The organism is Streptomyces brasiliensis, assembly GCF_014647875.1.
Classification (GTDB): Bacteria; Actinomycetota; Actinomycetes; order Streptomycetales; family Streptomycetaceae; genus Streptomyces; species Streptomyces brasiliensis.
Genome location: NZ_BMQA01000009.1, coordinates 191,906 through 217,357, shown reverse-complemented (window position 1 = coordinate 217,357; position 25,452 = coordinate 191,906). Strand labels below are relative to the sequence as shown.

Annotated in this window: 23 protein-coding genes and 1 riboswitch; of the genes, 6 read left to right on the top strand and 17 right to left on the bottom strand. The window is 72.0% G+C overall.

The features are described 5' to 3' along the window. Positions 1-12: 12 nt before the first annotated feature. A complete protein-coding gene (locus IEZ19_RS17045; protein WP_189312029.1) occupies positions 13-1,467 on the bottom strand; it encodes a glycine hydroxymethyltransferase in 1,455 nt (484 codons plus the stop codon). 31 nt (positions 1,468-1,498) lie between these two features. Beyond that, positions 1,499-1,588, bottom strand: a riboswitch (ZMP/ZTP riboswitch). 102 nt (positions 1,589-1,690) lie between these two features. On the opposite strand from IEZ19_RS17045, the gene rocD reads away from it, so the two are divergent. Continuing rightward, positions 1,691-2,896 (top strand): ornithine--oxo-acid transaminase, encoded by a 1,206-nt coding sequence (gene rocD / locus IEZ19_RS17040; RefSeq protein WP_189312028.1) that lies wholly within the window; start codon positions 1,691-1,693, stop codon positions 2,894-2,896. Here the strand turns inward: rocD and IEZ19_RS17035 are convergent. Together IEZ19_RS17035 and IEZ19_RS17030 are read right to left on the bottom strand one after the other, a co-directional pair. Beyond that, positions 2,893-4,083 carry a glutathionylspermidine synthase family protein gene (locus tag IEZ19_RS17035; RefSeq protein WP_189312027.1) on the bottom strand — a complete coding sequence of 397 codons (1,191 nt, stop codon included), beginning with the start codon at positions 4,081-4,083 and terminating at the stop codon, positions 2,893-2,895. The two genes, rocD and IEZ19_RS17035, sit on opposite strands and share 4 nt — an antisense overlap. A gap of 14 nt (positions 4,084-4,097) precedes the next feature. Further along, on the bottom strand, positions 4,098-4,451 hold the full coding sequence (locus tag IEZ19_RS17030) for a hypothetical protein (RefSeq protein ID WP_189312026.1): 354 nt from the start codon (positions 4,449-4,451) through the stop codon (positions 4,098-4,100). 127 nt (positions 4,452-4,578) lie between these two features. Between IEZ19_RS17030 and IEZ19_RS17025 the strand changes: the two genes are divergently transcribed. Continuing rightward, positions 4,579-5,415: a DMT family transporter gene (locus IEZ19_RS17025; RefSeq protein ID WP_189312138.1), complete on the top strand. Its 837-nt coding sequence runs from the start codon at positions 4,579-4,581 to the stop codon at positions 5,413-5,415. A gap of 185 nt (positions 5,416-5,600) precedes the next feature. Here the strand turns inward: IEZ19_RS17025 and pdxR are convergent, their stop codons facing one another. After that, a complete protein-coding gene (pdxR, locus tag IEZ19_RS17020) occupies positions 5,601-7,043 on the bottom strand; it encodes a MocR-like pyridoxine biosynthesis transcription factor PdxR (protein ID WP_189312025.1) in 1,443 nt (480 codons plus the stop codon). A 47-nt stretch (positions 7,044-7,090) separates the two neighbouring features. Between pdxR and IEZ19_RS17015 the strand changes: the two genes are divergently transcribed. Continuing rightward, positions 7,091-7,588, top strand: a complete 498-nt coding sequence (locus tag IEZ19_RS17015; RefSeq protein WP_189312024.1) for a carboxymuconolactone decarboxylase family protein — start codon at positions 7,091-7,093, stop codon at positions 7,586-7,588. 35 nt (positions 7,589-7,623) lie between these two features. After that, positions 7,624-8,346 carry an isocitrate lyase/PEP mutase family protein gene (locus tag IEZ19_RS17010; RefSeq protein ID WP_189312023.1) on the top strand — a complete coding sequence of 241 codons (723 nt, stop codon included), beginning with the start codon at positions 7,624-7,626 and terminating at the stop codon, positions 8,344-8,346. 7 nt (positions 8,347-8,353) lie between these two features. On the opposite strand, the gene IEZ19_RS17005 is transcribed toward IEZ19_RS17010, so the two are convergent. From IEZ19_RS17005 to IEZ19_RS16970, 8 genes are all read right to left on the bottom strand, one after another. After that, positions 8,354-9,325 carry an ABC transporter substrate-binding protein gene (locus IEZ19_RS17005; RefSeq protein WP_189312022.1) on the bottom strand — a complete coding sequence of 324 codons (972 nt, stop codon included), beginning with the start codon at positions 9,323-9,325 and terminating at the stop codon, positions 8,354-8,356. A gap of 1 nt (position 9,326) precedes the next feature. Further along, on the bottom strand, positions 9,327-11,264 hold the full coding sequence (locus IEZ19_RS17000; RefSeq protein ID WP_189312021.1) for an ABC transporter permease: 1,938 nt from the start codon (positions 11,262-11,264) through the stop codon (positions 9,327-9,329). Next, positions 11,264-12,316, bottom strand: a complete 1,053-nt coding sequence (locus IEZ19_RS16995) for a quaternary amine ABC transporter ATP-binding protein (RefSeq protein WP_189312020.1) — start codon at positions 12,314-12,316, stop codon at positions 11,264-11,266. The genes IEZ19_RS17000 and IEZ19_RS16995 overlap by 1 nt, the downstream gene beginning before the upstream one ends. Then, positions 12,313-13,845, bottom strand: a complete 1,533-nt coding sequence (locus IEZ19_RS16990) for a GMC family oxidoreductase (RefSeq protein WP_189312019.1) — start codon at positions 13,843-13,845, stop codon at positions 12,313-12,315. The genes IEZ19_RS16995 and IEZ19_RS16990 overlap by 4 nt, the downstream gene beginning before the upstream one ends. A 43-nt stretch (positions 13,846-13,888) precedes the next feature. Further along, complete coding sequence (locus tag IEZ19_RS16985; RefSeq protein ID WP_189312018.1) at positions 13,889-15,409, bottom strand: aldehyde dehydrogenase family protein; 1,521 nt, start codon at positions 15,407-15,409, stop codon at positions 13,889-13,891. Positions 15,410-15,628: 219 nt separating this feature from the next. Beyond that, on the bottom strand, positions 15,629-16,732 hold the full coding sequence (locus IEZ19_RS50720; protein ID WP_229840397.1) for a serine/threonine kinase C-terminal domain-containing protein: 1,104 nt from the start codon (positions 16,730-16,732) through the stop codon (positions 15,629-15,631). Between the two features lie 10 nt (positions 16,733-16,742). Next, positions 16,743-17,102, bottom strand: a complete 360-nt coding sequence (locus tag IEZ19_RS16975; protein WP_189312017.1) for a hypothetical protein — start codon at positions 17,100-17,102, stop codon at positions 16,743-16,745. Then, on the bottom strand, positions 17,092-18,825 hold the full coding sequence (locus IEZ19_RS16970) for an AbeC-like domain-containing protein (protein WP_189312016.1): 1,734 nt from the start codon (positions 18,823-18,825) through the stop codon (positions 17,092-17,094). Before IEZ19_RS16970 ends, IEZ19_RS16975 begins: the two co-directional genes overlap by 11 nt. A gap of 130 nt (positions 18,826-18,955) precedes the next feature. On the opposite strand from IEZ19_RS16970, the gene IEZ19_RS16965 reads away from it, so the two are divergent. Next, positions 18,956-19,864, top strand: coding sequence for a helix-turn-helix domain-containing GNAT family N-acetyltransferase (locus tag IEZ19_RS16965; protein WP_189312015.1), 909 nt, complete (start codon positions 18,956-18,958; stop codon positions 19,862-19,864). Between the two features lie 3 nt (positions 19,865-19,867). Here IEZ19_RS16965 and IEZ19_RS16960 read toward each other — a convergent pair whose 3' ends face one another. Continuing rightward, positions 19,868-20,476 carry a serine/threonine kinase C-terminal domain-containing protein gene (locus tag IEZ19_RS16960; protein ID WP_229840395.1) on the bottom strand — a complete coding sequence of 203 codons (609 nt, stop codon included), beginning with the start codon at positions 20,474-20,476 and terminating at the stop codon, positions 19,868-19,870. Here IEZ19_RS16960 and IEZ19_RS50715 point away from each other — a divergent pair. Continuing rightward, positions 20,469-20,756 (top strand): hypothetical protein, encoded by a 288-nt coding sequence (locus IEZ19_RS50715; protein ID WP_229840393.1) that lies wholly within the window; start codon positions 20,469-20,471, stop codon positions 20,754-20,756. The two genes, IEZ19_RS16960 and IEZ19_RS50715, sit on opposite strands and share 8 nt — an antisense overlap. A gap of 253 nt (positions 20,757-21,009) precedes the next feature. Here the strand turns inward: IEZ19_RS50715 and IEZ19_RS16955 are convergent, their stop codons facing one another. From IEZ19_RS16955 to IEZ19_RS16940, 4 genes are all read right to left on the bottom strand, one after another. Next, on the bottom strand, positions 21,010-21,999 hold the full coding sequence (locus tag IEZ19_RS16955) for a malate dehydrogenase (protein WP_189312013.1): 990 nt from the start codon (positions 21,997-21,999) through the stop codon (positions 21,010-21,012). Positions 22,000-22,373: 374 nt separating this feature from the next. Next, on the bottom strand, positions 22,374-23,546 hold the full coding sequence (locus IEZ19_RS16950; RefSeq protein WP_229840391.1) for a helix-turn-helix domain-containing protein: 1,173 nt from the start codon (positions 23,544-23,546) through the stop codon (positions 22,374-22,376). Positions 23,547-24,103: 557 nt separating this feature from the next. After that, on the bottom strand, positions 24,104-24,604 hold the full coding sequence (locus tag IEZ19_RS16945; RefSeq protein ID WP_189312011.1) for a DUF3017 domain-containing protein: 501 nt from the start codon (positions 24,602-24,604) through the stop codon (positions 24,104-24,106). Then, entirely contained in the window at positions 24,594-25,448 is an 855-nt protein-coding gene (locus IEZ19_RS16940) for a bifunctional methylenetetrahydrofolate dehydrogenase/methenyltetrahydrofolate cyclohydrolase (RefSeq protein WP_189312010.1), read from the bottom strand. The genes IEZ19_RS16945 and IEZ19_RS16940 overlap by 11 nt, the downstream gene beginning before the upstream one ends. Positions 25,449-25,452: the final 4 nt, after the last annotated feature.

Genomic DNA, 25,452 nt, shown 5'->3' with positions numbered 1-25,452 from the left:
GCCCCGGGAGGGTCAGCCCAGGTCGATCTCCGGGTAGAGCGGGAAGCCGGCCACGAGGTCGGTCGCCCGGTGGGAGATCTCGTCCGCGATCTTCGGGTCCAGGACGTGCTGGGCCTTGGAGGGCGTGCCCTTGCCGGTGGTGCCGGGCTCGGTGCTGGTGAGGACGCGGTCGATGAGACCGGCGACCTCGTCCATCTCGGCGGTGCCCAGACCGCGGGTGGTGAGGGCGGGGGTGCCGATGCGGATGCCGGAGGTGTACCAGGCACCGTTGGGGTCGGCCGGGATCGCGTTGCGGTTGGTGACGATGCCGGATTCCAGGAGGGCGGCCTCGGCCTGGCGGCCGGTGAGGCCGTAGGAGGTGGCGACGTCGATCAGGTTGAGGTGGTTGTCGGTACCGCCGGTGACGAGGGTGGCGCCCCGGCGGGTCAGCCCCTCGGCGAGGGCACGGGAGTTGTCGACGATGCGCTGGGCGTAGTCGCGGAAGGAGGGCCGGCGGGCCTCGGCGAGGGCGACGGCCTTGGCCGCCATGACGTGCGGGAGCGGGCCGCCGAGGACCATCGGGCAGCCGCGGTCGACCTGGTCCTTGAGGGAGTCGTCGCACAGGACCATGCCGCCGCGCGGGCCGCGCAGCGACTTGTGGGTGGTGGTCGTCACGATCTGGGCGTGCGGCACCGGGTCGAAGTCGCCGGTGAGGACCTTGCCGGCGACGAGACCGGCGAAGTGGGCCATGTCGACCATGAGCGTGGCGCCGACCTCGTCGGCGATCTCCCGCATGATCCGGAAGTTCACGAGCCGGGGGTACGCGGAGTAGCCGGCGACGATGATCAGCGGCTTGAACTCGCGGGCGGAGGCGCGCAGGGCGTCGTAGTCGATGAGACCGGTGGCCGGGTCGGTGCCGTAGGAGCGCTGGTCGAACATCTTGCCGGAGATGTTCGGGCGGAAGCCGTGGGTGAGGTGACCGCCGGCGTCCAGGGACATGCCGAGCATGCGCTGGTTGCCGAACGCCTGACGCAGCTCGGCCCAGTCGGCCTCGGAGAGGTCGTTGACCTGGCGGACGCCGGCCTTCTCCAGGGCGGGCGCCTCGACGCGCTGGGCGAGGACGGCCCAGAAGGCGACGAGGTTGGCGTCGATGCCGGAGTGCGGCTGGACGTAGGCGTGGCGGGCGCCGAACAGTTCCCTGGCGTGCTCGGCGGCGATCGACTCGACGGTGTCGACGTTGCGACAGCCGGCGTAGAAGCGGCGGCCGATGGTGCCCTCGGCGTACTTGTCGCTGAACCAGTTGCCCATCGCGAGGAGGGTGGCCGGGGAGGCGTAGTTCTCGGAGGCGATCAGCTTGAGCATCTCGCGCTGGTCGGCGACCTCCTGGCCGATGGCGTCGGCGACGCGCGGTTCGACGGCGCGGATCACGTCGAGGGCGGCTCGGTAGGCCGTGGACTCGTTCGAGAGGGGTACGGAATTCTCGGGCATCGGGACCTCCGGACGTGGCGTACGACATGTTCGGTTCGGCCCAGGCGCACGGCACTGTTTCCCGCTCGGGCCGCTCCCCGATGGTCGGTCCCATCCCAGCGCGCCAGTCACGGCCCGTTCTTCAGCCTACCGGGCGCGTCGGACGGCGCAGGCCGCGCGTCCACCATGCGAGCGACGATAGGAAGGAAGGTGCACCCGACTCCTCCGGCCCTCTGGAGATCCCGTGAACGCTACGGAGACGCTCATCGCCACCGCCGACGCCCACAGTGCGCACAACTACCACCCGCTGCCGGTGGTCGTGGCCACCGCCGACGGGGCCTGGATGACGGACGTCGAGGGGCGGCGCTACCTCGATCTGCTCGCCGGGTACTCGGCGCTGAACTTCGGGCACGGCCACCGACGGCTGGTGGCGGCGGCCAAGGCGCAGCTGGACCGCGTGACGCTGACCTCGCGGGCGTTCCACCACGACCGGTTCGCGGCGTTCTGCGAGCAGCTGGCCCAGCTGTGCGGCAAGGAGATGGTGCTGCCGATGAACACGGGCGTCGAGGCGGTGGAGACCGCGGTGAAGACGGCCCGCAAGTGGGGGTACCGGGTGAAGGGGGTGCCCGCGGAGATGGCGAAGATCGTGGTCGCCGGCGGCAACTTCCACGGCCGGACGACGACGGTGATCAGCTTCTCCACGGACCCGGAGGCGCGGGCGGACTTCGGGCCGTACACGCCGGGCTTCGAGATCGTGCCGTACGGCGATCTGACCGCGATGCGGGCCGCGCTCACCGAGAACACGGTGGCGGTGCTGCTCGAGCCGATCCAGGGCGAGTCCGGGGTGATCGTGCCGCCGGCGGGTTATCTGCCGACGGTGCGCGAGCTGACCCGGGAGCGGAACGTGCTGTTCGTGGCGGACGAGATCCAGTCGGGTCTGGGCCGGACCGGGCGGACGTTCGCGTGCGAGCACGAGGGCGTCGTCCCGGATGTGTATGTGCTGGGGAAGGCGCTGGGCGGCGGGATCGTGCCGGTGTCGGCGGTGGTGGCGGACGCGGAGGTGCTCGGGGTGTTCCACCCGGGTGAGCACGGGTCGACGTTCGGGGGGAATCCGCTGGCCTGTGCGGTGGCGCTGGAGGTGATGGCGATGCTGCGGACGGGTGAGTACCAGGCGCGGTCGGCGGAGCTGGGTGAGCATCTGCACCGCCAGCTGGCGGCGCTGCTCGGCACCGGGAAGGTGACGGCGGTGCGCGGGCGGGGGCTGTGGGCGGGCGTGGACATCGCCCCGGCGGTCGGGACGGGACGCAAGGTGTCGGAGCGGCTGATGGACCGGGGTGTCCTGGTGAAGGACGGCCGCGCTTCCACGATCCGGATCGCGCCGCCGCTGGTGATCGGCAAGGAGGACCTGGACTGGGGGCTCGACCAGGTGCGCGGCGTGCTGGGCGTCTAGAGGATCACGTGGGGCAGGAAGCGGGCGTACTCGTCCGTGATCAGGCCCGAGGACTCGCGGATGCCGAGGCCCGCGGACTCGTCCTCGACGACCCAGGCGCCGAGGACGACGTGGTTGCCTTCGAAGGCGGGCAGCGGTGCCAGCTGCTGGTAGCAGCAGAGTTCGTCGCGCGAGGTGGCGGGCGTGACCGGCGCGGGCTCGTGGACGGTGACGCCGGCGCCCTCGCGGCCCAGGAGAGGCTTGGCTACGTAGCCGGTGGTCGTCGCGAGGTCGCGCGGGCCGTCCAAGTAGGAGGGCAGGAGGTTGGGATGGCCGGGGTAGAGCTCCCAGAGGATCGCCAGGAGGGCCTTGTTGCTGAGGAGCATCTTCCAGGCGGGTTCGATCCACAGGGTGCTGCCGGTGCCGCCGCCGTTGTCGAGGGTGTCGAGGACGTGGTCGCCGAAGCGGTCGGAGGCGAGCCACTCCCAGGGGTAGAGCTTGAAGCAACTGCGGATGAAGCGGAGCTGGTTGTCGACGAAGCGTTCGGAGAGGGGGTCCCAGCCGATCTCCTCCATGGAGATCCAGTCGGTGTCCAGTCCGGCCTGTTCCGCTGTCTCCTTGAGATAGGCGACCGTCATGAGGTCCTCGCCGAGTTCGTCGGCCGAGGAGTGCGCGAAGCAGAGGGGGCTGCCGGGCGGGAGGAGGACGGCCTGCTTCTTCCAGGCGGCGACGAGGCGTTCGTGGAGGGAGTTCCACTGGTCGGCGCCGGGGAAGCGGTCCTCCATCCAGAACCACTGGGGTGAAGCGGCCTCGACCAGGGAGGTGGGGGTGTCGGCGTTGTACTCCAGGAGCTTCGCGGGGCCGGTGCCGTCGTAGCGGAGGTCGAAGCGGCCGTAGACCGAGGGGAGTTCGGTGCGGCGCCGCCACGCCTCGGCGACCGCCTGAGCGACGCGCGGGTCGGTGATGCCGAGGTCGGCGAAGCGGCCTTCGGTCACGATGTGCTCGGCGGCCGCCAGACACATGCGATGCAGTTCCTCGACGACCAGCTCCAGCGCCTCGACCTCGTCGAGGGTGAAGGCGTAGTAGGCGCTCTCGTCCCAGTAGGGGCGCAGCGAGTTGTCGGGGTGGCGGGTGAGCGGGTAGATCAGGCCCTGTTCCTCGACGATCTGCTGCCAGTCGGGGCGGGGGTCGATCGTGCGGCGTTCCATGGTGTGTCTGCCGCTCAGCTGCCGGAACCGCCCTTGCCGCCGTGGCCGAAGCCACCGCGGTCCACACCGCTGCCGTGGCTGCCGCCGCCGGAACTGCCCGAGCTCTTGCGGGGCTTGGTGAAGGAGCCGCCGTCGACCCAGCTGCCCTTCTTCTTGCCGCCGTAGTACCAGGCGGCGTCGGCGGACGACTTGGTGGACTTGCAGTTCTTGTCCGATACGACCTTGTAGCCCTTGGTGAGGTTGTAGCTGTCGCGGTCGACGCAGCGCTTGTCGGGGTCGGAGGAACAGGCGGTGAGGGCGGCCGCGAGGAGGCCCATGCCGCCGAGGACGACGGTTCCCGAGCGCAGTTGTCGGCGTGCGTTCACCATGGTTCGCGTTCCCCCGTAGATCGACTTCTCATGAACGACTTCCGGTCAGCCTAGAGATCGGTGAGAGCGCGAGAGGAGGCGCCCCTGGGATTTCACGCTCCCCTAAAGTCACTTTGTGCTCTTTGGAATGGTGTGCGCCCTGGGTGCCGCGCTCTGCTTCGGTACGGCGACGGTGTTGCAGGCGATGGCCGCGCGGGCGGCGGGCGCCGGTGGGGGCGGGGACGCGGCGCTGCTGCTGCGGGCGCTGAGGCAGTGGCGCTATCTGGCCGGGCTGGCGCTGGACGGGGTGGGGTTCCTGCTGCAGATCGCGGCGCTGCGGTCGATTCCCATCTACGCGGTCGGTGCCGCGCTGGCGTCCAGTCTCGCGGTGACGGCGGTGGTCGCCGCGCGGCTGCTGCGGGTGCGGCTCAGCCGGGTGGAGTGGGGCGCGGTGGGGGTGGTGTGCGCGGGCCTCGGGATGCTGGCGCTGGCGTCCGGGACGGAGGGCGACAAGGGCGGGCCGGCGACGCTCAAGTACGCGATGCTGGGCGCCGCGTTCGGGGTGCTGCTGCTCGGCGCGGTGGGTGGGCGGCTGGCGGGGCGGGGGCGGGCGTTGCTGCTCGGGCTGGGGGCCGGGTTCGGGTTCGGGGTGGTGGAGGTGGCGGTACGGCTGATCGACGGCGTGTCGCCGGGGGCGCTGCTCACCAACCCGGCGACGTACGCCCTGCTCCTCGGCGGTGGCGCCGCGTTCCTGCTGCTGACGTCGGCACTGCAGCGCGGGTCGGTGACGACGGCCACGGCCGGCATGGTCATCGGCGAGACGATCGGCCCGGCGGCGGTGGGCGTGGTCTGGCTCGGCGACCGCACCCGCGAGGGCCTGACCTGGCTGGCGATCCTGGGCTTCGCGGTGGCGGTGACGGGTGCGCTGGCGCTGGCACGGTTCGGGGAAGCACCGGTGGTGGAGCCGACGGCACGACAGGGGTGAGCTCGCGTCGCGTCCCGCGAATCCACCGCACCTCTCAAGCCCGTCGCGCGCTCGAAACCGGCCCCGGCGGAACGCCGCTCCCTCTCATTCCGCTGCCGTCCGAATCGCTCCGTAACGGCGTAGCAACCCCCCGTCGTGATCGGCGGTGCCAACGGCCCGCACCAGCCCCGTTGCTCACGCCGCCGTCACGGCAGCACCCGGCACAACGCCTCCAGTGCTCCCGCCCACGCATGGTCCGGCGGGGTGCCGTAACCGACGACCAGCGCATCCACAGGCTCCGTCACGGCGCGCTCGTGACGGAAAGAGGACAGGCCCTGCAGGTTCAGGCCCTGCCACGCCGCCGCCTGTACCACCGACTGCTCGCTACCACGAGGCAGCCGCAGAACCGCGTGCAGCCCGGCCGCGATGCCGGTGACGCGGACGTCGGGCGCGCGCAGCGTGATGGCCTCGACCAGGGCGTCCCGGCGGCGCCGGTACCGCAGCCGGGCGGAGCGCACATGGCGGTCGTACGCCCCGGACGTCAGGAACTCCGCCAGCGTCAGCTGGTCCAGCACCCCGCAGGTGTCGATGCGCCCTTTGGCCGACACGCACTCCTCGACCAGCGACGGAGGCAGCACCATCCAGGCCAGCCGCAGACCGGGCGCCAGCGATTTGCTCGCCGTGCCGAGGTACGCCACGTGCTCGGGGTCGAGGCCCTGGAGCGCGCCGACCGGCTGTCGGTCGTAGCGGAACTCGCCGTCGTAGTCGTCCTCCAGGACCAGCCCGCCCGTACGGCGCGCCCAGTCGACGGCGGCCGCTCGCCGTGCGGGATGCAGGGGCGTGCCCATCGGGAACTGGTGGGCGGGGGTGAGCAGTACCGCGCCGGCGTCGGGCAACTCGTGGGTATCGGTGGCCAGTTCGTCGTACGGCAGCGGGCGGGTGGTCAGTCCGGCGTCGGCCAGCAGCTGCCAGTGGACGTCAAGGCCGTACGACTCGACGGCGACGGTGCGCGCGCCGCGCTCCCGCAGCACCGAGGAGAGGATCTTCAGTCCGTGCGAGATGCCTGCGCAGATCAGGACCGCGTCGGGGTCGGCACGTACGCCGCGGGCGCGGGAGAGGTAGCCGGCGAGGGCGGTGCGCAGTTCGGGCCGGCCGCGGGGGTCGCCGTAGTCGAGGGCGTGGGAAGGAGCGGTGCTGAGGGCGCGGCGCGCGGCCTTGAGCCATTCGGCGCGCGGGAAGGAGGAGAGGTCGGGGGTGCCGGGGATGAGGTTGTGGGCGGGGCGGCCGGGATCGCGGCGGCGGGGTGCCGTGGCCGGGCCGGCCGACACTATGGCCGTCCGCCCGGCCGCTCGCCCGGCGCCTCGCTCCCCGGCACCCTCCGCCGCCCGCTCGGCGACCCGTGTGCCCGAGCCCTGGCGGGCCGTGAGCCAGCCCTCGGCGACCAGGTCGGCGTAGGCGTCGGCGACGGTGTTGCGGGCGATGCCGAGGTCGGCGGCGAGGGAGCGGGAGGAGGGCAGCCGGGTGCCGGGGGTGAGGCGGCCGGTGCGCACGGCGTCCCGCAGCGCGTCGGTCAGGCCCCTGCGCAGTCCGCTCGCGCCGGTCGGATCCACGTGCAGGTCGACACCCAAAGTGGCCCAGGATTCTGCCATGGAAATGGACCATACTCCTGGGCTGCCTCGCTCCTAGGGTCGAAGGCATGACCACAGAGGAAAACGTTCAGTACGCCGCCGAGATCTCCCCCCGCCTGCAGTGGGCCCAGCACGCTCCCGACGTCTACAAGGCCATGGTCCACCTGGACGCGGCCGCCCGGCAGGGGCTGGACCCGAAGCTGCTGGAGCTGGTGAAGATCCGTGCCTCGCAGCTCAACCACTGTGCCTTCTGCCTGGACATGCACTCCAAGGACGCGCTCGCCGCGGGCGAGAGCGTCGAGCGGATCGTGCAGCTCGGCGCATGGGAGGAGTCGCGGCACTTCTACACGGAGAAGGAGCTGGCCGCGATCGAGCTGACCGAGGCGATCACGGTCCTGACCGACGGTTTCGTGCCGGACGAGGTGTACGAGAGGGCGGCGAAGGCCTTCGAGGAGGCCGAGCTGGCGCAGCTGATCGCCGCGATCACGGTGATCAACGCGTGGAACCGGTTCGGCGTGACCAGCCGGATGACGCCGGGCCACTACCAGCCGGGGCAGCACCGGTGACACTTGACGACTGAGGATCAAGGGGGTTGTCGGACGTGAGCAAGGTGGAACTCTTCCGGTCCCTGCATCGGCACCGCCCGCAGGGTGATCCCCTCGTCCTGCCGGGCCCCTGGGACGCGGCCAGCGCACGGGTGTTCGTGGAGGCCGGGTTCCCGGCGCTCGCGACGCCCAGCGCCGGGGTCGCCGCGTCCCTGGGGTACGAGGACGGGGCGACCCCGGCCGACGAGATGTTCGACGCGGTGGGGCGGATCGCGCGGGCGGTGGACGTGCCGGTCTCGGCGGACGTCGAGGACGGGTACGGACTGGCGCCGAAGGAGCTGGTGGAGCGGCTCCTGGAGGCGGGGGCGGTCGGCTGCAACCTCGAGGACTCCGAGGGGGGTGTCCTCAAGGACCCGCACGCCCACGCCGACTGGCTCGCCGAGGTGCGTTCGGTGGCCGCGGACCGGCTGTTCGTCAACGCGCGTGTGGACACGTTCCTGCGCGGAGTCGAGGATCCCGAACGCGCCATCGAGCGGGCCGCGTTGTACGTCGCGGCGGGTGCCGACTGCGTGTACCCGATCGGCGCCCCGACCGCCGTACTGCCGCTGCTGCGGGCCGGGATCGAGGGGCCGATCAACATGTACGGCCGCCTGGGCGCCGAGGGCCCTTCGCCCGCCGCCCTCGGCGAACTCGGGGCCACCCGCGTCACGTTCGGACCCGGATTCCAGCGGCGGGCCGCCGAAGCGCTCCGGGAGATCACCGAAACGCTCGGGGACTAGCGGGAGTTCAGGACAGCCACGCCTTCCACGTGGACTCGTGGCTGTCCACCCACTTCTTCGCCGCCTCGGCCGGGGTCAGCTTCTGGTCGGCGATCATCAGGGACACCTCGTTCTGGTCCTCGGTGGTCCACCGGAACTTCTTCAGGAAGGCGGCCGCCTTGCCGCCGTCCTTCGAGAAGCCCGCGTTGAGGTACTTCTGCAGCGGGGTGTGCGGATAGGCGCAGGCGACCTTCGCCGCGTCCGCGTCGCAGCCCTCCTTGTACGGGGGCAGCTTCACCTCGGTCATGGGGACCTTCTTGAACAGCCACTGCGGGGCGTACCAGTACGTCAGGAAGGGCTTCTCCTCCTTGGCGAACTGTTTGATCTGGGTGATCTGCGCGGCCTCGGAACCGGCGAAGACGACCTGGTAGTTCAGCTTCAGGTTGTTCACCAGGGCCTTGTCGTTGGTGACGTAGGACGGGGAACCGTCCATCAGCTGGCCCTTGCCGCCGCTCTCCGCGGTGCGGAAGAGGGAGGCGTACTTGTCGAGGTTCCTCCAGTCGGTGATGTCCGGGTGCTGCTTGACCAGGTACGTCGGGACGTACCAGCCGATGTGCCCGGTCACTCCGAGGCCGCCGGCGCGGGCGATCGTCTTCTTGTCGTCGACGTACCGCTTCTCCTGGGCCGGGTGGCCCCAGTCCTCCAGGATCGCGTCGACCCGGCCCTGGCTCAGCGCGTCCCAGGCGGGGACCTCGTCGACCTGGACGGTGTCGACGCGGTAGCCGAGCTTGTGCTCCAGCAGGTACTGGGCGACGGCCGCGTTGGACTGCGCGCCCACCCAGGACTGCACGGACAGGGTGACCGTCTTCGCGCCCTGGGCGTTCGCGAAGGGCGAGGCCTGCTTGGTCATGTCGGCGGCGCCGCAGCCGGTGAGCAGCGACAGGGCCGCGGCCGAGGAGGCGATCAGCGCCGTCCTCCGGCTCAGGTTCGGCTTCTTCATGTCACGCTCCCTCCGTCGTGCGGCGTTCCGTCGGCTGGGTCACCCGGTCGAGGACGAGGCCGAGGCCTACGATCGCCGCTCCGGCCACCAGTCCGGTCGCCAGGTCGCCCTGGGCGAGGCCGAAGGCGACGTCGTAGCCGAGCGCGCCGCCGCCGACCAGGCCGCCGATGATGACGACGGCGAGGACCAGGACCACGCCCTGGTTGACGGCCAGCAGCAACGAGCGCCGGGCGAGCGGGAGTTGGACCTGCCACAACTGCTGGCGTCCGGTCGCGCCGAGCGAACGCGCCGACTCCAGCGCGGCCGGATCGACCTGGCGCAGACCCTGGGCGGTGATGCGGACGACGGCCGGGAGCGCGTAGACGACGGCCGCGGCGACGGCGGGAGCTCGGCCGACGCCGAACAGGGCGACGACCGGGATCAGATACACGAACTGCGGCATCGTCTGGAAGACGTCCAGGACGGGGCGCAGGACCCGTTCGAAGCGGTCGCTGCGGGCCGCCGCGATGCCGGTCGCGAAGCCGAGGACGAGCGTGACGGCGACTGCGGCGAGCACCTGGGAGAGCGTGTCGAGGGACGGTTCCCACACACCGAGGACGCCGATCGCGGCCATCGCGAGGACGGCGGTCAGGGCGGTGCGCCAGGTGCCGATCAGCCAGGCCAGGGTGGCAACGAGCAGCAGGACCGACCACCAGGGCAGCCACTGCAGGCCGTCGCGGACGGGGTCCAGGATCCAGGTGGTGAAGTGACCCGCCCAGTCGGCGGTGCCGCCGATGTAGGGCACGCCGGAGTAGAGATGGGCGGTCATCCAGTCGACGGCGCGGTTGACCGGCTCGGCGATGTTCAGGGTCCAGGAGGCGGGCCAGTCGAGCCGGCCCAGCAGCCGGGAGGCCAGCGCGACGACCACGGTGGCGGCTCCCGCGTACGCCCACTGCACCGGGGCGCTTCGGTCCTCCCCGGCGCCCGCCGCCGCGGTCACCCGGTCCAGGACGACGGCGAGCAGCACGATCGGGATGCCGGCGGCGAGGGCCGCGCCGACATCGACGGAGGCGAGCGCCTGGTAGACGCGGTCGCCGAGGCCGCCGGCGCCGATGACCGACGCGATGACGGCCATCGACAGCGCCATCATGATCGTCTGGTTGAGGCCGAGGAGGAGTTCCTTGCGGGCCAGCGGGATGCGGGCGGTCAGCAGGCGCTGGCGGGCGGTCGCGCCCAGCGACTCCACGGCCTCCAGGACCTCGGGGTCGGCGCCGCGCAGGCCGAGCGCGGTGAGGCGGGCCATCGGCGGGGCGGCATACACGACGGTCGCGAGGACGGCGGCGGGGACGCCGATGCCGAAGACCAGGACGACGGGGAGGAGGTACGCGAACGCCGGAAGCACCTGCATGGTGTCCAGGACCGGGCGCAGGGCGCGGTCCAGGCGGTCGGAGAGTCCGGCGGCGAGGCCGAGCAGCACACCGACGACGGCGGACGCGAGGACGGCGACCACCATCAGCGCGAGGGTCTGCATGGTCGGCACCCACATGCCGAGCACACCGCAGGCGAGGAACGCGGCGGCCGTGCCGAGGGCGAGCCGGACACCGGCGACACGCCAGGCGACGAGGGCGCCGAGGGCGGTGACTCCGGCCCAGCCTGCGGCCAGCAGGCCCAGATAGACGACGCGTACGAACAGCACGACCGCGTTGCTGATGTAGCCGAAGAAGTAGAGGAACAGGGGATGGCTGTCCCGGTTGTCGATGACCCAGTCGCTGGCGTCGGCGAGCGGCTTGGACAGGTCGACGGTCAGGGCGTGCGGCCAGCTGCCGCCGGCCCAGCGCGCCTCGGCGAGGGGTACGAGGACGGCCGCGGCGACCGCGAGAAGGACGAGCTTGCGGGCGGCCCGGTTATGGAGGAATCCGGGCAGCGCGACACGAGGAGCGGCAGCGGTGACGGTGGCCATTACGCGGCCTCCCTGAGCTGCTCCGTTCCGGCGACCACGCCGAGCAGCCGCTCGTGGTCCACCACCCCCAGGCACCGGCCGTTCTCCACCACGCACGCGGGCCTGCCGTTGCGGGCCACGGTCCTGATCGCGTCAGCGACCACCGCGTCCGGGGTCAGCGCGTCCGGGTGGTCGGCGGCGCCGCAGCCGCCGGGCTTCATGGCCGTACGGACCGTCATGACCTGCTCGCGCGGTACATCACGGACGAACTCGCGGACGTAGTCGTCGGCCGGGGAGCCGACGATCTCCTCGGGGGTGCCGAGCTGGACCACGCGGCCGTCGCGCATCAGGGCGATGCGGTCGCCGAGCTTCAGCGCCTCGCTCAGGTCGTGGGTGATGAAGACCATCGTGCGGCCCTCCTCGCGGTGGAGGCGGACCACCTCGTCCTGCATGTCGCGCCGGATCAACGGGTCCAGGGCACTGAACGGCTCGTCGAAGAGCAGGACCTCGGGGTCGACGGCCAGCGCGCGGGCGAGGCCGACGCGCTGGCGCTGACCGCCGGAGAGCTGGCTGGGCCTGCGCTTCTCCATACCCTCCAGGCCGACCTTGGCGACGACAGAGGCGGCCCGCTCACGGCGCTCCGTCTTGCGTACGCCCTGGATCTCCAGGCCGTACGCCACGTTGTCGAGGACCGTGCGGTGCGGGAGCAGGCCGAAGTGCTGGAAGACCATCGCGGCGCGGTGGCGGCGCAGTTCGCGCAGCCGGGCGCGGTCCATGGCGCGGACGTCCTCGCCGTCGATGGCGATGGTGCCGGCGGTCGGTTCGATCAGCCGGGTCAGACAGCGCACGAGGGTCGACTTGCCGGAGCCGGACAGGCCCATCACCACGAAGACCTCACCCTTGCGGACATCGAAGGAGACGTCACGGACGGCGGCCGTGCAGCCGGTGCGGGTGCGCAGTTCGGCGGGCTCGAGGCCGGTCAGCTCGGGGTCCTCGGGGACGCGGTCGGCCTTCGGGCCGAAGACCTTCCACAGGCCCTGGACGGAGAACACGGGGGCAGCGGTGGTACTCATCGCGCATCGCCTCCGATCAGGTCCACGGCCTTCTCACCGACCATCAGCACCCCGATCATCGGGTTCACGGCGGGCATGGCCGGGAAGACGGAGGCGTCGGCGATCCGGATTCCGTCCAGGCCGCGGATCCGCAATTGCGGGTCCACAACGGCCTGTTCGTCGTCGGCGGCGCCCATGCGGCAGGTACCGGCCGGGTGGTAGACGGTGTGGGCGACCTTGCGGGCGTACTCGCTCAGCTCGGCGTCGCCGAGGATCTCCGGGCCGGGACACACCTCGCGCTTCAGCCAGCCGGCCAGCGGCTCGGTCTTCGCGATCTCGCGGGCGATACGGATGCCGTCGACGAGGGTACGGCCGTCGTAGTCGTCCTCGTCGGTGAAGTAGCGGAAGTCGAGGGCGGGCTTGACGGACGGGTCCGCGCTGGTCAGGTACAGGCGGCCGCGGGACTTCGGCTTGGGGATGTTCGGGGTCATCGACACGCCGAACTCCGGGCGCTGGTAGCCGAGGCGCTCCGGATTGTCCGTGAACGGGATCTGGTAGAAGTGGAACATCAGGTCCGGGCCCGCGTGGTCGGGGTCGCGGCGCACGAACAGACCCGCGTCGGAGTCCATCGCCGAGTTCTCCGGGATCGGGCCGTGGGTCTCCCAGACGATCACCGACTCGGGGTGGTCGAGCAGGTTCTCGCCGACACCCGGCAGATCGTGGGCGACCGGGATGCCGAGCGCCTCCAGGTCCTCCCGGGGGCCGATGCCCGAGTGCAGCAGCAGCCGGGGCGAGTCGACGGCGCCCGCGCACAGGACGACCTCGTTGCGGGCCCGTATCAGCAGTTCCTCGCCGTCTTTGGTGCGCACGTGCACGCCTTCGGCGCGCGTGCCGTCCAGCTCCAGCTTGTACGCCCAGGTCTCCAGCAGGACCGTGAGGTTGGGGCGCTCGTCCATCACCGGGTGCAGATAGGCCACCGACGCCGACGACCGCTTGTTGTTCTCCGGGTGGTAGGCGAGGTCGAAGAAGCCGACGCCCTGGGTGAAGGGCTTCTGGTTGAAGCCCTCGACGCGGGGCACGCCCAGCGCCTCCTGAGCCGCGTCGACGAAGTCGCGGGCGATGGCGTTCCGGTCCTTCTCGTCGACCGGGACGATGTTGTTCAGCAGCCGGGCGTAGTACGCCTCCATCGGCACCGCGCCCCAGCCCTGGGCGCCGGCCGCCTCCCACTCGTCCCAGTCGGACGGCAGCGGCTTGAAGGCGATCAGGGTGTTGTGGGAGGAGCAGCCGCCCAGGACGCGGGCACGGCTGTGCCGGATGTGCGAGTTGCCGCGGGGCTGTTCGGTGGTCGGGTAGTCGTAGTCCAGGTCGCCGCCGAGCAGGCCCATCCAGCGGCGCAGGGTGAGGACGTCGTCGCGGCCGACGTCGCTGGGGCCGCCCTCGATGACGGCGACGGTGACGTCGGGGTTCTCGGTCAGGCGGGAGGCGATGACGGAGCCCGCGGTGCCACCGCCGATGACGACGTAGTCGTAGACGTGGGGGGTGTGGGACATGGGGGTGTTGCTCCAGGAAGTCGGTCGGGAAGAGGAGGTGGGGTCAGCCCGCGAACCAGCGGACCGGCTTGGGGGCCAGGTTCTGGTAGACGTGCTTGGTCTCGCGGTACTCGGCGAGCCCGGCGGGGCCGAGTTCGCGGCCCACGCCGCTCTTGCCGAAGCCGCCCCACTCCGCCTGCGGCAGATAGGGGTGGAAGTCGTTGATCCACACGGTGCCGTGGCGCAGCCGTCCGGCAACGCGGCGGGCGCGGCCCGGGTCGGCGGTCCAGACGGCGCCGGCGAGGCCGTACTCGGTGTCGTTGGCGAGGAACACGGCCTCGTCCTCGGTGCGGAAGGTCTCGACGGTGAGGACCGGTCCGAAGACCTCCTCCCGGACGACCTTCATCCCGCGGTGGCACTGGTCGAGGACGGTCGGCTCGTAGAAGTAGCCGCCCTCGGGCCGCTGCGGCGACGGTTCGGGGCGGCGGCCGCCGGAGCGCAGCACTGCACCCTCCGCGAGGGCGGAGGCGACGTACGACTCGACCTTGGCGCGCTGCTGCTCGGAGACGAGCGGGCCGCACTCCACGCCCTGCTCTGTGCCGCGGCCGAGGCGGATCCGGCCTGCGCGGCGGGCGAGTTCGGCGACGAAGCGCTCGCGCAGCGGCTCCTCGACGATGAGCCGGGCGCCCGCGGAGCAGACCTGGCCGCTGTGGCTGAAGGCGCCGTTGAGGGCCTGGTCGACGGCGGTGTCGAAGCCCTCGTCGGTGGCGCAGGCGTCGGCGAAGACGACGTTGGGGTTCTTGCCGCCGAGTTCGAGGGCGACCTTCTTGACGCTCGGGGCCGCGGCCTGGGCGACCTTGGTGCCGCTGACCAGGCCGCCGGTGAAGGAGACCAGGTCGACGTCGGGGTGCTCGGCGAGCCGGGCGCCGACGGTGTGGCCGGGGCCGGTGACGATGCCCGCGACGCCGTCGGGCAGCCCGGCCTCGGCGAGCAGCTCGATGAGCGCGATCGTCGTCAGCGGGGTGATCTCACTCGGCTTGATCACGAAGGTGTTGCCGGCGGCGAGCGCGGGGGCGATCTTCCAACTGGCTTGCAGGAGCGGGTAGTTCCAGGGAGTGATCAGCGCACAGACGCCGACCGGTTCGTGTACGACGACGCTGTGGATGTCGGGCGAGCCCGCGTCGACTACCCGGCCGGGAGCCTCGGCGGCGACGAGATCGGCGAAGTAGCGGAAGGCGTCGGCGACGCAGTCGATGTCGACGCGGCCCTCTTCGAGGGTCTTGCCGGCGTCACGGCTCTCCAGCAGGCCGAGCGTCTCGCGGTCGCGGACGAGCAGGTCGGCGACCCGGCGCAGCAGGGCGGCACGCTCCGCGACCGGAGTGCGGGGCCAGTCCCCGGTGTCGAAGGCGCGGCGGGCGGCGGCCACCGCCAGTTCCGCGTCCTTCTCGTCACCCTCCGCCACCACGGCGAACGGCAGGGCATCCGCGGGGTCGAGGATCTCGCGGGTCGCGCCGGAGACGGCTTCCAGCCACTCGCCTCCCGCGTGGATCGTCGCCGTCGCCGGTCGTTCCGCTCTGTCCGCCATGATCGGTATTGCCTTCCGTTCCTGTTCGGTGCCCCTATGTCACATATGTGTCACCCTCGGGGACCGTCACCGCCTGCCCCCGGCGCCGTATTGCATGCGCGATCAGCGGCCGAAAGTGCGCCACGCCACTGCCCATACGGATATATAGGGCGAAACAGAGGGATGGAGAGCGACGCGCATCACGGAACGTGCACGCGGCGGAACGGAGGCGCGGGGACGTCAGTCCAGTGCCGGATCCGCGTCGCAGGTCGTGGACGGCGGGCAGAACCAGTTCAGCGCCGTGGTGAGGAGTTCGAGTTCGTCGTCGCGGCCGTCGGAGTCGGGGCCGTACGCGGCGATGGCGTAGATGCCGCCGTCGGCTGCGACGAAGCGCTCGTCGTAGACGTGCCAGGTGCCCACGTCGGGCTCGCCCTTGAGAGTGCCGGCCAGGTACTCCAGCCGGGAGCCGGTGAACCCGCCGTCGTCGAGGTTCTGCAGGGCGAGCTTGCGGAAACCGGCCGGCTTGCCCGTCCGGTCGGACAGGTACAGCTCGAAGGACGCGTCGGGGGACCCCTCCGACACCCGGTACACCTGGAGCCGGTGCTCCTTGTCCGGGCTGCGGTAGTTGACCACGGCGATGCCGTACGAGGAGTCGAACGCGCTGCGTTTCCAGCCCTCGGGGAACGCGATCCGGAAGCCCTCCTCGTCGTCGTACGACGCGTACCCGGCGGGGAGTTCGGGGGTCGACGCGGAGGGTGAGGCCGTATCGGTGGGCGACTCGGTCGGCTGCTGCGAGGGCGACGGTGACTCGGAGGCGCTCGCCGCGCCGGGCCGGTTGTCCGGCATGTCGTCCCCCTTGCCGACGACCAGGGTCAGCACCAGGCTCACTGCCACCCCGGCGACCGCGGCGCCGACGAGGACCGACCACACGAGCCGCCGGTTCAGCCCGCCGCGCGGGACGCTCGCCGGCGGCTGACCGACGGGCGGCCAGACACCGGGCCACCCGCCTGATACCGGACCGCCGGCGCCGTCGGGCCATTCGCCCAGGGACGGCCCGCCGGGACCGCCGACGAGCGGCTCGGACGGCGGCCAGACACCGGCCGCGCCCCCGTCGGCCACGGTCCCGGTGCTTCGGCCGGCCACGGTGCCCCCATCAGCCACCGTGCTCCCGGCAGCCGGGCCGTGCCGGGCGACGTCACCGTCGGCGCCCTTCACGTCCACCGCTCCCGGCGTGAAGTCCGGGCGTGCTGGGGGCGGTTGCGTCGGCGCGGCCCGGCGACGGGGCTCGGCGCCGTCCTCCCAGCGCTGGGCGTCCTCGTTCCAGTGCCGCTGTCCCCCAGTCATCGCGGTCCTCTCACATTCCGAGCAGGCCCGCCACCGCACCCGCCGAGGCGAGGACGTTCAGCAGGGACTGGGAGTCGGTGAGCAGCTCACGCAGGCGCTCCCGGCGCGTCGGGCCTGCCTGTCCGGTGCGGGTGATCTCGTCCTCGGCCTCGGCGAGGGCCGCGTCCAACGCGCCCGTCTGCTCAGTGGGGCGCACCCGCTCCAGATCCGCCCGCAGTTCACGCACCGCCCTGAGCAGTTCCTCCGCGGCCTCGTCGCGCCGGCCGTCCGCGCCGTACGTGTGGTGGCTCTCGGCGTGCGCGTGGCTGCCGACGGCGAAGGTGCTGTCCGAGACGTCTCCGAAGCTGACGCGGGGCTCGTCACTTGCCATGGCTGTCGGTTCCCTTCTGCGGCGCGGTGCCGTCCGTGACGGAGGCGGCGGAGGCGTGGCTGCCGACGGCGAAGGTGCTGCCCTCGACGCGGCCGATGTGCACGTCGCTGCTGATGTTCACGATCTTCTGGACGAACTCGCCGGTCTCGTAGCCCGAGTCGGCCAGCGCCGACCGCACCCCGTTCGCCACACGGTCCTGCACGCTCCTGAGGTAGCGGACCACGTCCATCTCCTGGAAGAGCGATCCGGCGGGCGCCGAGCCAAGTTCGCGCACCGACACGGCGGGACCGTCGGGCAGCGCGCCGGCGTGGCCGCCGGTCAGCAGCCGCCACACGTACACCAGCCCCCTGAAGAGCTGGGCCAGCGAGCGGCCCAGGGAGCCGGGCACCAGGACGGCTGCCGTGGCGGCCTTGCCGAGTCTGTTGTTGTGGCGGAACCGGTGGGCGCTGCGGTCGGCGTCCTTGAAGTCCTCGCGCACGGGTGTCAGCACATGCGGCGCCACCTCCAGCATCAGCATCCGGCCCTGGGTGTGGATGCGCACGAAGACGGTGACGACCAGCTCCTCCTCCCACCCTCCGACACGGATGCGCAGGAAGTGCCGCCGCTTCTCGGCGCCCTCCTCGACGGCCCGCGCCCGGTGTTCCTCGAAGGCCTGCGCGGTGTACGGCGCCTGGTCCCGGCGGAGCAGACCCTCGGCGGGCAGGAACACGCACTCGTCGATCTCCAGCCGACGCAGCCGGTCCCGCACGCCGGGACCCGCGAACTCGGCGGGGATCCGCAGCTGTTCGAGCAACGGGCGGATCTTCTCGAGGACGGTGCGATTGCTGAGCGGCTGCCGCCGCCCGCTCTCGTCGGGCCGCAGCTCGACGGCGAGCACCCAGGTGTCGTACGCCGCTCCGGCCCCGCAGAACGGACGCGCCTCGTTGTAGAGGATCAGCGGTGCGTGCTGTTCGAGCCGGATGCGCTGCTTCAGCCGCTGGAATTGCGGGTTCTCCGCCTGCTCGGCGGGGTCGCCGACCGCGTCCGGGAAGCGCTGCGGGGAGAGTTCGGCGGCGAGCGCCCGGCTGAACCGGGTGCGCTGGGCGTGCAGGCACAGCCCGATGAGCACGAGCACGACGAGCACGGCCCAGGCCTGCCACGTCTTCAGGCTCGGGGTCAGGAGGTCGGTGAGGTCCGAAGCGTTGGGGTAGTCGCCGTAGTAGGGGTCGTAGGAACGGGACGAGGAGTCGTCGCCGGAGCCCCCGCTGAACGCGGCGACGACGGTGAAGATCAGCAGCGCCGCGAAGGACAGGCGTCCCCACCACCGGACCAGGAAGGCGGGGATCAGGCGGTACAGGGGCGGCTGAGCGGCACGGCCACGGATCCAGGGCGCGAGCGCGAGCGTCACGCTGGGCCACAGCAGCAGGGCCAGCAGGCCTCCGCTCAGCGGCAGTCCCACCACCCACAGGCCGAGGACCGCCCCGGCCCACAGCAGCTCCTGCCGTCGGGCGCGCAGGGCGTGGGCGAGGACACGGGCGGCGTCGAAGCCGAGCGAGGGCGCCACGATCCGCTGCTCGTTGAGGTGGAGCTCCTCGATGACCCGGTCACGGTAGCCGGGATCCAGATACGTGCCCGCGCACAGCAGCCGGGTCGCCTCACTGGCATGCGGCGGGATCGGCGGTTCCGGGGGCGCCCCCGTGGGCGTCGTGGGCTGCGGTTGCTGCGGCACGTGCGCGGTGCTCACGCCGATCCCCCGATGCGTGTGAGAGCCCTTGTCAGACTGGGAAGTGACGGGCCATCACCATACTGTGACGGGAGGGAAAGCCGAAACCACATGGACCGCCCCGAGATTCTTTGACTAAAGTCAAATAGACATGAAGCCAGTGTCGACGGACCACGTGACGGCCTTCCGTCACTTCAACCGCTACTTCACGCGCCGTATCGGCGCCCTCGACGACCACTACCTCGGCCAGGACCGCCCGCTCGGCGAGGCCCGGCTGCTGTTCGAGATCGGGGACGGGGTCTCCCTGCGCGAGCTGCGCTCACGGCTCGGCCTGGACGCCGGCTATCTGAGCCGGATGGCGCGGGCGCTGGAGGCGCAGGGCATGGTGCGGGTCGGGGTCCCGCCGCACGACAGCCGGCTGCGGATCGTCGAGCTGACCCCGGCCGGGCGCCTGGAGGTCCAGGAGCAGAACCGGCGCGCCGACGCCCTCGTGTCCGGCCTGCTCGACGGCCTCACCCCCGGCCAGCGCGCCGAGCTGACCGGCGCCCTGGCCACCGCCCGGCGCCTGCTGCGGCTGGCGGGCATCGCCGTGGAGGTCGTCGACGGCGCCTCGGCCGATGCCCGGGCCTGTCTGGACGCCTACGCCGCCGACATCGACACACGCTTCCCCGAGGGCTTCGACAAGTCGGACCTGGTGGGACCCGAGGAGGTGACCGGGGAGGCGGGGGCGTTCCTGGTCGCGTACGAGGAGGGCCGGCCGGTGGGCTGCGGGGCGCTGCGGCGGCTGGAGACGGGCACGGGCGAGATCCGGCATGTGTGGGTGCACCCGGACGCGCGCCGCCTGGGACTCGCCCGGCGGCTGCTGGACGGACTGGAGCGAGCGGCCCGGGAGCGCGCTCTGGACGTCGTACGCCTCGACACGCACCGCACCCTCACCGAGGCGCAGGCGATGTACCGGGCGTGCGGGTACACGGAGATCCCGGCGTACGTCGACCACGTCTACGCCCACCACTGGTTCGAGAAGCGGCTGGGGCCGCTGCCCGAGCCCGGCCCGGAGTGACGGTCACCCGCACCGCGCGCCCGCCGGGCAGAAAGAGGCGACCGCTGTCGTGAGCGGTGCGCGGACCAGGTCGGACGGCAGGCTCTCGGGGCCGCTGGAGCGGATCGCGTAGAGCGTGCCGTCGGCCGCGCGGAAGCGGTGGTCGACGACCCGGCGGGCGCCCTTGTCCACGTCGTCGTAGCGGTACGTCAGCTCGGCCCAGGCGTCGCCCGAGGCACGGTCGAGGACCTGGTAGCCGGGCTCGCGGGAGTAGCCGTAACCGGGGTCGTTCGCGGCCAGGTCCAGGGACTCGGTGGAGGTGGCCTCGGCGAGCGCGAAGATCTGCAGCTGTCTGCCGTCGGACGGGGAGTCGTAGAAGACCACCGCCGCCTTCTCGCCCTGCTTCTGCCTGCGGGTCCAGCCCTCGGGCACGTCGAGCGTGTAGCCGACGGGGTCCACGGTGGTGCGATAGCCCGCGGCGGCCGAGCCGTCCGGGGAGGCGGACACCGAGGTCCCCGACGCGGAGGCGGCGGCGCTCACGCTCACCGACGGACCGGCTCCACCACCGGTGCCGGCGGCGTGGTCCCGGATCAGGAACCAGACCCCGAACCCGGAGCCAGCACCGATGACCACCACGGCGACGAACAGGGCGAGGACGCGGGCGGGAGCGGTGCGGGAGGCCGGGGGCGGGGCGTACGAGGGCGACGGCGGGGTGGGACGGGGAGGCGGTATCGGGGCGGGCGGGCCGGAGGCCCCGTTCCGAGGCGGTGGTGTGCTGCCCGCTGGTGTCCACGGGTTGCGAGTCGTCCGGGTGGTGGCCGAGGCCCAGGGCGGCGGGGAGTCCGGCTCGTCCGTGGACCAGGCCGCGCAGCCCCTCTCCTCGCTCGGCTCGTGCTCGGGACCCGAGCTGTGACCCTCACGGCCGGTGTCGTCCCATGCGTTCACCGCGAACCCCCCGAATCACCCAGCTGTGTACCGCTTTTGACGGTAGCGGCGAAAACGGGCGCGGGCCCTGTTCCGGTGGAAACCGGAACAGGGCCCGTGCGGGCTCGTGACAGAACCGTCGACGAGACGGAGACCCGAGCGGATCAGGCGCGGCCGTGACCCGAGGTGACCGGACGAGGCAGAGACCCGACAGGGCCGGGCGAGGCCGTGATCCGGCTGGATCAGATGAGGCCGAGGCCGCGGACCGCCTCGCGCTCCTCCTCCAGCTCCTTCACCGACGCGTCGATGCGGGCGCGGGAGAACTCGTTGATGTCCAGGCCCTGGACGATCTCGTACTGGCCGTCCTTGGTGGTGACCGGGAAGGAGGAGATCAGGCCCTCCGGGACGCCGTAGGAGCCGTCCGACGGGATGCCCATGGAGGTCCAGTTGCCCTCGGCGGTCCCGTTGACCCAGGTGTGGATGTGGTCGATGGCGGCGTTGGCGGCGGAGGCGGCCGACGACGCGCCGCGGGCCTCGATGATCGCGGCGCCGCGCTTGGCGACGGTCGGGATGAAGTCCTCGGCGAGCCACTTCTCGTCGCCCACGACCTCGGCCGCGTTCTTGCCGGCGACCGTGGCGTGGAAGATGTCCGGGTACTGGGTGGCCGAGTGGTTGCCCCAGATGGTCAGGCGCTTGATGTCGGCGACCGTCGAGCCCGTCTTCTTCGCGAGCTGGGTCAGCGCGCGGTTGTGGTCGAGGCGGGTCATCGCGGTGAAGCGCTCGGCCGGTACGTCCGGCGCGGCGGCCTGGGCGATCAGCGCGTTAGTGTTGGCCGGGTTGCCGACGACGAGGACCTTGATGTCGTCCGCGGCGTGGTCGTTGATGGCCTTGCCCTGCGGCTTGAAGATGCCGCCGTTGGCCTCGAGGAGGTCGCCGCGCTCCATGCCCTTGGTGCGCGGGCGGGCGCCCACGAGGAGGCCGACGTTGGCGCCGTCGAAGGCCACGTTCGGGTCGTCCGTGATGTCGATGCCCTGCAGCAGCGGGAACGCGCAGTCGTCCAGCTCCATGGCCGTGCCTTCGGCGGCCTTCAGTGCCGGGGTGATCTCCAGGAGGCGCAGCTTGACCGGCACGTCCGCGCCGAGCAGCTGGCCGGAGGCGATGCGGAAGAGCAGGGCGTAACCGATCTGGCCGGCCGCGCCGGTGACGGTGACGTTCACGGGAGTGCGGGTCATGGCGTTCTCCGTATGACAGCTGGCGGTGGGGCGTCGCTGCCCCGGGGGTACGGGATCCCCCGCTCCGGCCTGTGACCGGTGCCCGCCGCGATGATCGATCACGGATAGGTCGATCGATCTCTTGGCGTCAAGAGAGATCCAGCGGTCAGGCTATCGCGCATCCGGGACCAGGGACGTCCGGGTCCGTGTGGCCCACCCCACAGGCCACCGGAACAGGGGCGGCCGCCCGTCCGGGAGAGGAGAAACGGGGCGGCCGCCGCTCGGGGGCACCGAAACCGGACTCCCGTGGGGGTACGGTTCGCGTGCCCCCGAACGCGGCGGCCATGCGTGCGGGCCGGTATTTTTTTTCGGTACGAGTCGGTCGCCCTCCGGGCCTAGTTCGTGCACCCCGTCCGGCCCGAGGCCAGCACCGCGCACGCCTTCGCCTCGGCCGCGTCCTTCACCGCCACCATCGGCGTGTACGCGATGGTGTCCCCGGCGGCGGTGATGTCACCGGTCCTGCTGCTGCCGCCGGCGGTGACCCGGACCTCGTCGCCCTGCGCGGCACCGGTGATACGCCCCCACGCCGTGCCGCAGGTCTTGCTGTAGCGGACCTCGACGCTGGTCGTGCCGACGGTGGCGGCCTTGGCGGTGGTCACCAGGTCGCCGCTGCACCCCATGGCCTCGGCGTCCTTGCCGGTGCAGCCGGCGCCGGCGCACTTGACCCCGGCGGGCAGACTCGGATCGGTGCTGGCGGACGGGGAGGGCGACCTGGTCGCCGTACCCTCGTTCTTCTTGTCGCCGCCGTCACCGGTGAAGCAGTAGACGCCGCCGATGATGACGAGCACACCGACGACACCCGCGAGGAACATCGTCAGGCGCCGCTTGCCGCCCGACCGGGGGGCACCGGACTGCTGACCAGGACCTGCCGGTGCTTCGCCGTACGGGTTCGGAGCCGCCGTCGGACTCCACTCGGGGCCACCGCCCGTAGCGGGCGACGACGGCGCGGGGGTTCCCGCCGAGCGGCCTCCCGCCGACGACGGCCCCTGTTGCCCGGCCACGCCCCACGAGTTGCTGCCGGTGCCCGAGGCGCGCGCCGCGCTGTCCCGCGCGTCCACGTCCGCCCCCGTCGGCTGCGGCGGGATCGTGGGGGACACGCCCGCCGGGCCCGCGATCCCCGGTGTCGCAGCGGCGTTGCCGCCCTTACGGACGGCCGTACCGCCGCCCGGGCCCGCCGGAGGTCCGCCGAACTCCCCGAGCGCGGCCCGCGCCTGGGAGATCCGGATCGCCTCCATGGTCATGTCATGGCGCATCTCCGAACGGCTCCAGGCGCGTTCGGCGAGCTCCCACATCGTGGTCAGATGGATCGGATTGGTGCCGGTGACCTCGGCGAGAGCGACGATCGCGCCCTTGGGCGCCAGGAGCCGGCCGCCCAGGTAACGCTCCCAGGACGTCTTGCTGTAGCCCGTGCGGTCGGCCAGTGCCGCCATGCTCAGCCCGCTGCGGTCCACGAGCCGCCTCAGCTGGCTGGTGAACTCCCCGACCTGCGGATCGAGTTCATCCGGCAAGGCTTTCCATCGAGGCATCGTTCCCCCCTCTTTCCCCCGGTCGGTGCTGTTTCCTTCGCCGCGCCTTCCCGTGTCCTCCGCGCGCGCCGCCCCCTCCGCCAGTCCCCGTTCTGGCTACCCACGGGGATGCGCCCGCTGTGGGGCACGGTTCCGTGGGCGGGGGCGCACGGGAGCAAAGCGCCCGTGGTCATGCACCGTCGCACGCCGACCGCCGTACGGTCCACCGGGCCGTCCCGATCGGACACGTCAGCCCGTTCGTGCGGGTTCTTCCTGGCATGTCCGCGAAGCTGTCAAGGCATCGCCACAGTGCATACGAAGCCGCTGCCTCGCACGTCACAGCGGGTTTCGGGGCACCCGTCGGCCCCAGCCCGGCCGGCTCGGGGAGGTGCGGGTACGCCGGTCTGTGGCAGGGACCGGACACGGTGGCGGAACGGTCACTTCCGTGCCACAGCACACGGACAGGCGTTGAACACACCGTTCACGGCAAGCAAGGGTGGAGGTGCGGCGGCGGTCCGTCCTTGCTCGGGGGAGGGGACGGGCCGCCGTCGTCCTGGGCGCTACTGGTTCAGCGTGAAGTGCAGCCCGTCCTTGATGAACGGGACCTCGATCCACGGCCTGGGCTGGGCCATCATCGCGAGCAGCACGATGGCCAGGCCCAGCACGCCGTACGTCGCGATGTCGGTGAACCGGGAGCGCACGGCGAGCATGCCGACGCTGGGCAGTGTCCAGCGCATGACGGCACCGGCCAGCAGCGCGGCGCCGATCAGCAGCATCCCGAACCGGAACACGTCGAGCGCGGTCAGCAGCAGGCCGAGGGCGACCGCCGACAGGACGACGAGCATCGGCCACTGCCGGGCGGGCGCCGGGGCGTCGCCCCGCGCGGCCCGGCCGCCGCCCTCGGGGCGCGCCGTGTCCTCGGTGAGGCGGGGGAAGCGGCGCGTTGCCCGGTCCGCGCGTCCGGCGTCGTCGGACGCGAACGTGGCGTCGTGGGCGGACCGCTCACCATTCGCCTGCGCGGTCGGCTCCGCGTTCGTGTGGGTCGTGTCCTCAGCCGGCACTGCGCTCCGCCGCCTCGACCACGTTGACGAGCAGAAGCGCGCGGGTCATCGGGCCCACGCCGCCCGGGTTCGGGGAGATCCACCCGGCCACCTCGGCGACGTCGGGGTGGACGTCGCCGACGATCTTGCCCTCGGCGTTGCGGGAGACGCCCACGTCCAGAACGGCGGCGCCGGGCTTGACGTCCTCGGGCCGGATCAGATGAGCGGAACCCGCGGCCGCGATGATGATGTCGGCGCGCCTGAGGTGGGCCGACAGGTCGCGGGTGCCGGTGTGGCACTGGGTCACGGTGGCGTTCTCGCTGCGCCGGGTGAGCAGCAGCGGCATCGGACGGCCGATGGTCACGCCGCGGCCCACGACCACGACCTCGGCGCCCTTGATCTCCACGCCGTGGCGACGCAGCAGGGTCAGGATGCCGTTGGGGGTGCAGGGCAGCGGGGCCGGCTCGTTCAGGACGAGGCGGCCGAGGTTCATCGGGTGCAGGCCGTCGGCGTCCTTGGCGGGGTCCATCAGTTCGAGGACGCGGTTCTCGTCGATGCCCCTGGGCAGCGGCAGCTGCACGATGTAGCCGGTGCAGGCCGGGTCCTCGTTCAGTTCGCGGACGACCGCCTCGATCTCCTCCTGCGTCGCCGTCGCCGGCAGCTCGCGCTGGATGGAGACGATGCCGATCTCCTTGCTGTCGCGGTGCTTGCCCGCGACGTACTTGTGGCTGCCGGGGTCGTCCCCGACCAGGATCGTGCCGAGGCCGGGCGTGACGCCCTTCTCCTTCAGCGCCGCCACGCGGGCGGTCAGATCGGACTTGATCGCGGCTGCGGTGGCCTTGCCATCGAGAATCTGGGCGGTCATACCC

Coding starts and splice junctions, on each gene's coding strand:
- IEZ19_RS16995 (WP_189312020.1), bottom strand. CDS start 12,316: ATGAGTACCACCGCTGCCCCCGTGTTCTCCGTCCAGGGCCTGTGGAAG.
- IEZ19_RS50720 (WP_229840397.1), bottom strand. CDS start 16,732: ATGACTGGGGGACAGCGGCACTGGAACGAGGACGCCCAGCGCTGGGAG.
- IEZ19_RS17030 (WP_189312026.1), bottom strand. CDS start 4,451: ATGGTGAACGCACGCCGACAACTGCGCTCGGGAACCGTCGTCCTCGGC.
- IEZ19_RS16975 (WP_189312017.1), bottom strand. CDS start 17,102: ATGGCAAGTGACGAGCCCCGCGTCAGCTTCGGAGACGTCTCGGACAGC.
- IEZ19_RS17015 (WP_189312024.1), top strand. CDS start 7,091: ATGACCACAGAGGAAAACGTTCAGTACGCCGCCGAGATCTCCCCCCGC.
- IEZ19_RS16985 (WP_189312018.1), bottom strand. CDS start 15,409: ATGGCGGACAGAGCGGAACGACCGGCGACGGCGACGATCCACGCGGGA.
- IEZ19_RS17000 (WP_189312021.1), bottom strand. CDS start 11,264: ATGGCCACCGTCACCGCTGCCGCTCCTCGTGTCGCGCTGCCCGGATTC.
- IEZ19_RS17005 (WP_189312022.1), bottom strand. CDS start 9,325: ATGAAGAAGCCGAACCTGAGCCGGAGGACGGCGCTGATCGCCTCCTCG.
- pdxR (WP_189312025.1), bottom strand. CDS start 7,043: ATGGCAGAATCCTGGGCCACTTTGGGTGTCGACCTGCACGTGGATCCG.
- IEZ19_RS16965 (WP_189312015.1), top strand. CDS start 18,956: ATGAAGCCAGTGTCGACGGACCACGTGACGGCCTTCCGTCACTTCAAC.
- IEZ19_RS16990 (WP_189312019.1), bottom strand. CDS start 13,845: ATGTCCCACACCCCCCACGTCTACGACTACGTCGTCATCGGCGGTGGC.
- IEZ19_RS17025 (WP_189312138.1), top strand. CDS start 4,579: ATGGTGTGCGCCCTGGGTGCCGCGCTCTGCTTCGGTACGGCGACGGTG.
- IEZ19_RS17035 (WP_189312027.1), bottom strand. CDS start 4,083: ATGGAACGCCGCACGATCGACCCCCGCCCCGACTGGCAGCAGATCGTC.
- IEZ19_RS50715 (WP_229840393.1), top strand. CDS start 20,469: ATGACCACCACGGCGACGAACAGGGCGAGGACGCGGGCGGGAGCGGTG.
- IEZ19_RS16940 (WP_189312010.1), bottom strand. CDS start 25,448: ATGACCGCCCAGATTCTCGATGGCAAGGCCACCGCAGCCGCGATCAAG.
- IEZ19_RS17045 (WP_189312029.1), bottom strand. CDS start 1,467: ATGCCCGAGAATTCCGTACCCCTCTCGAACGAGTCCACGGCCTACCGA.
- IEZ19_RS16955 (WP_189312013.1), bottom strand. CDS start 21,999: ATGACCCGCACTCCCGTGAACGTCACCGTCACCGGCGCGGCCGGCCAG.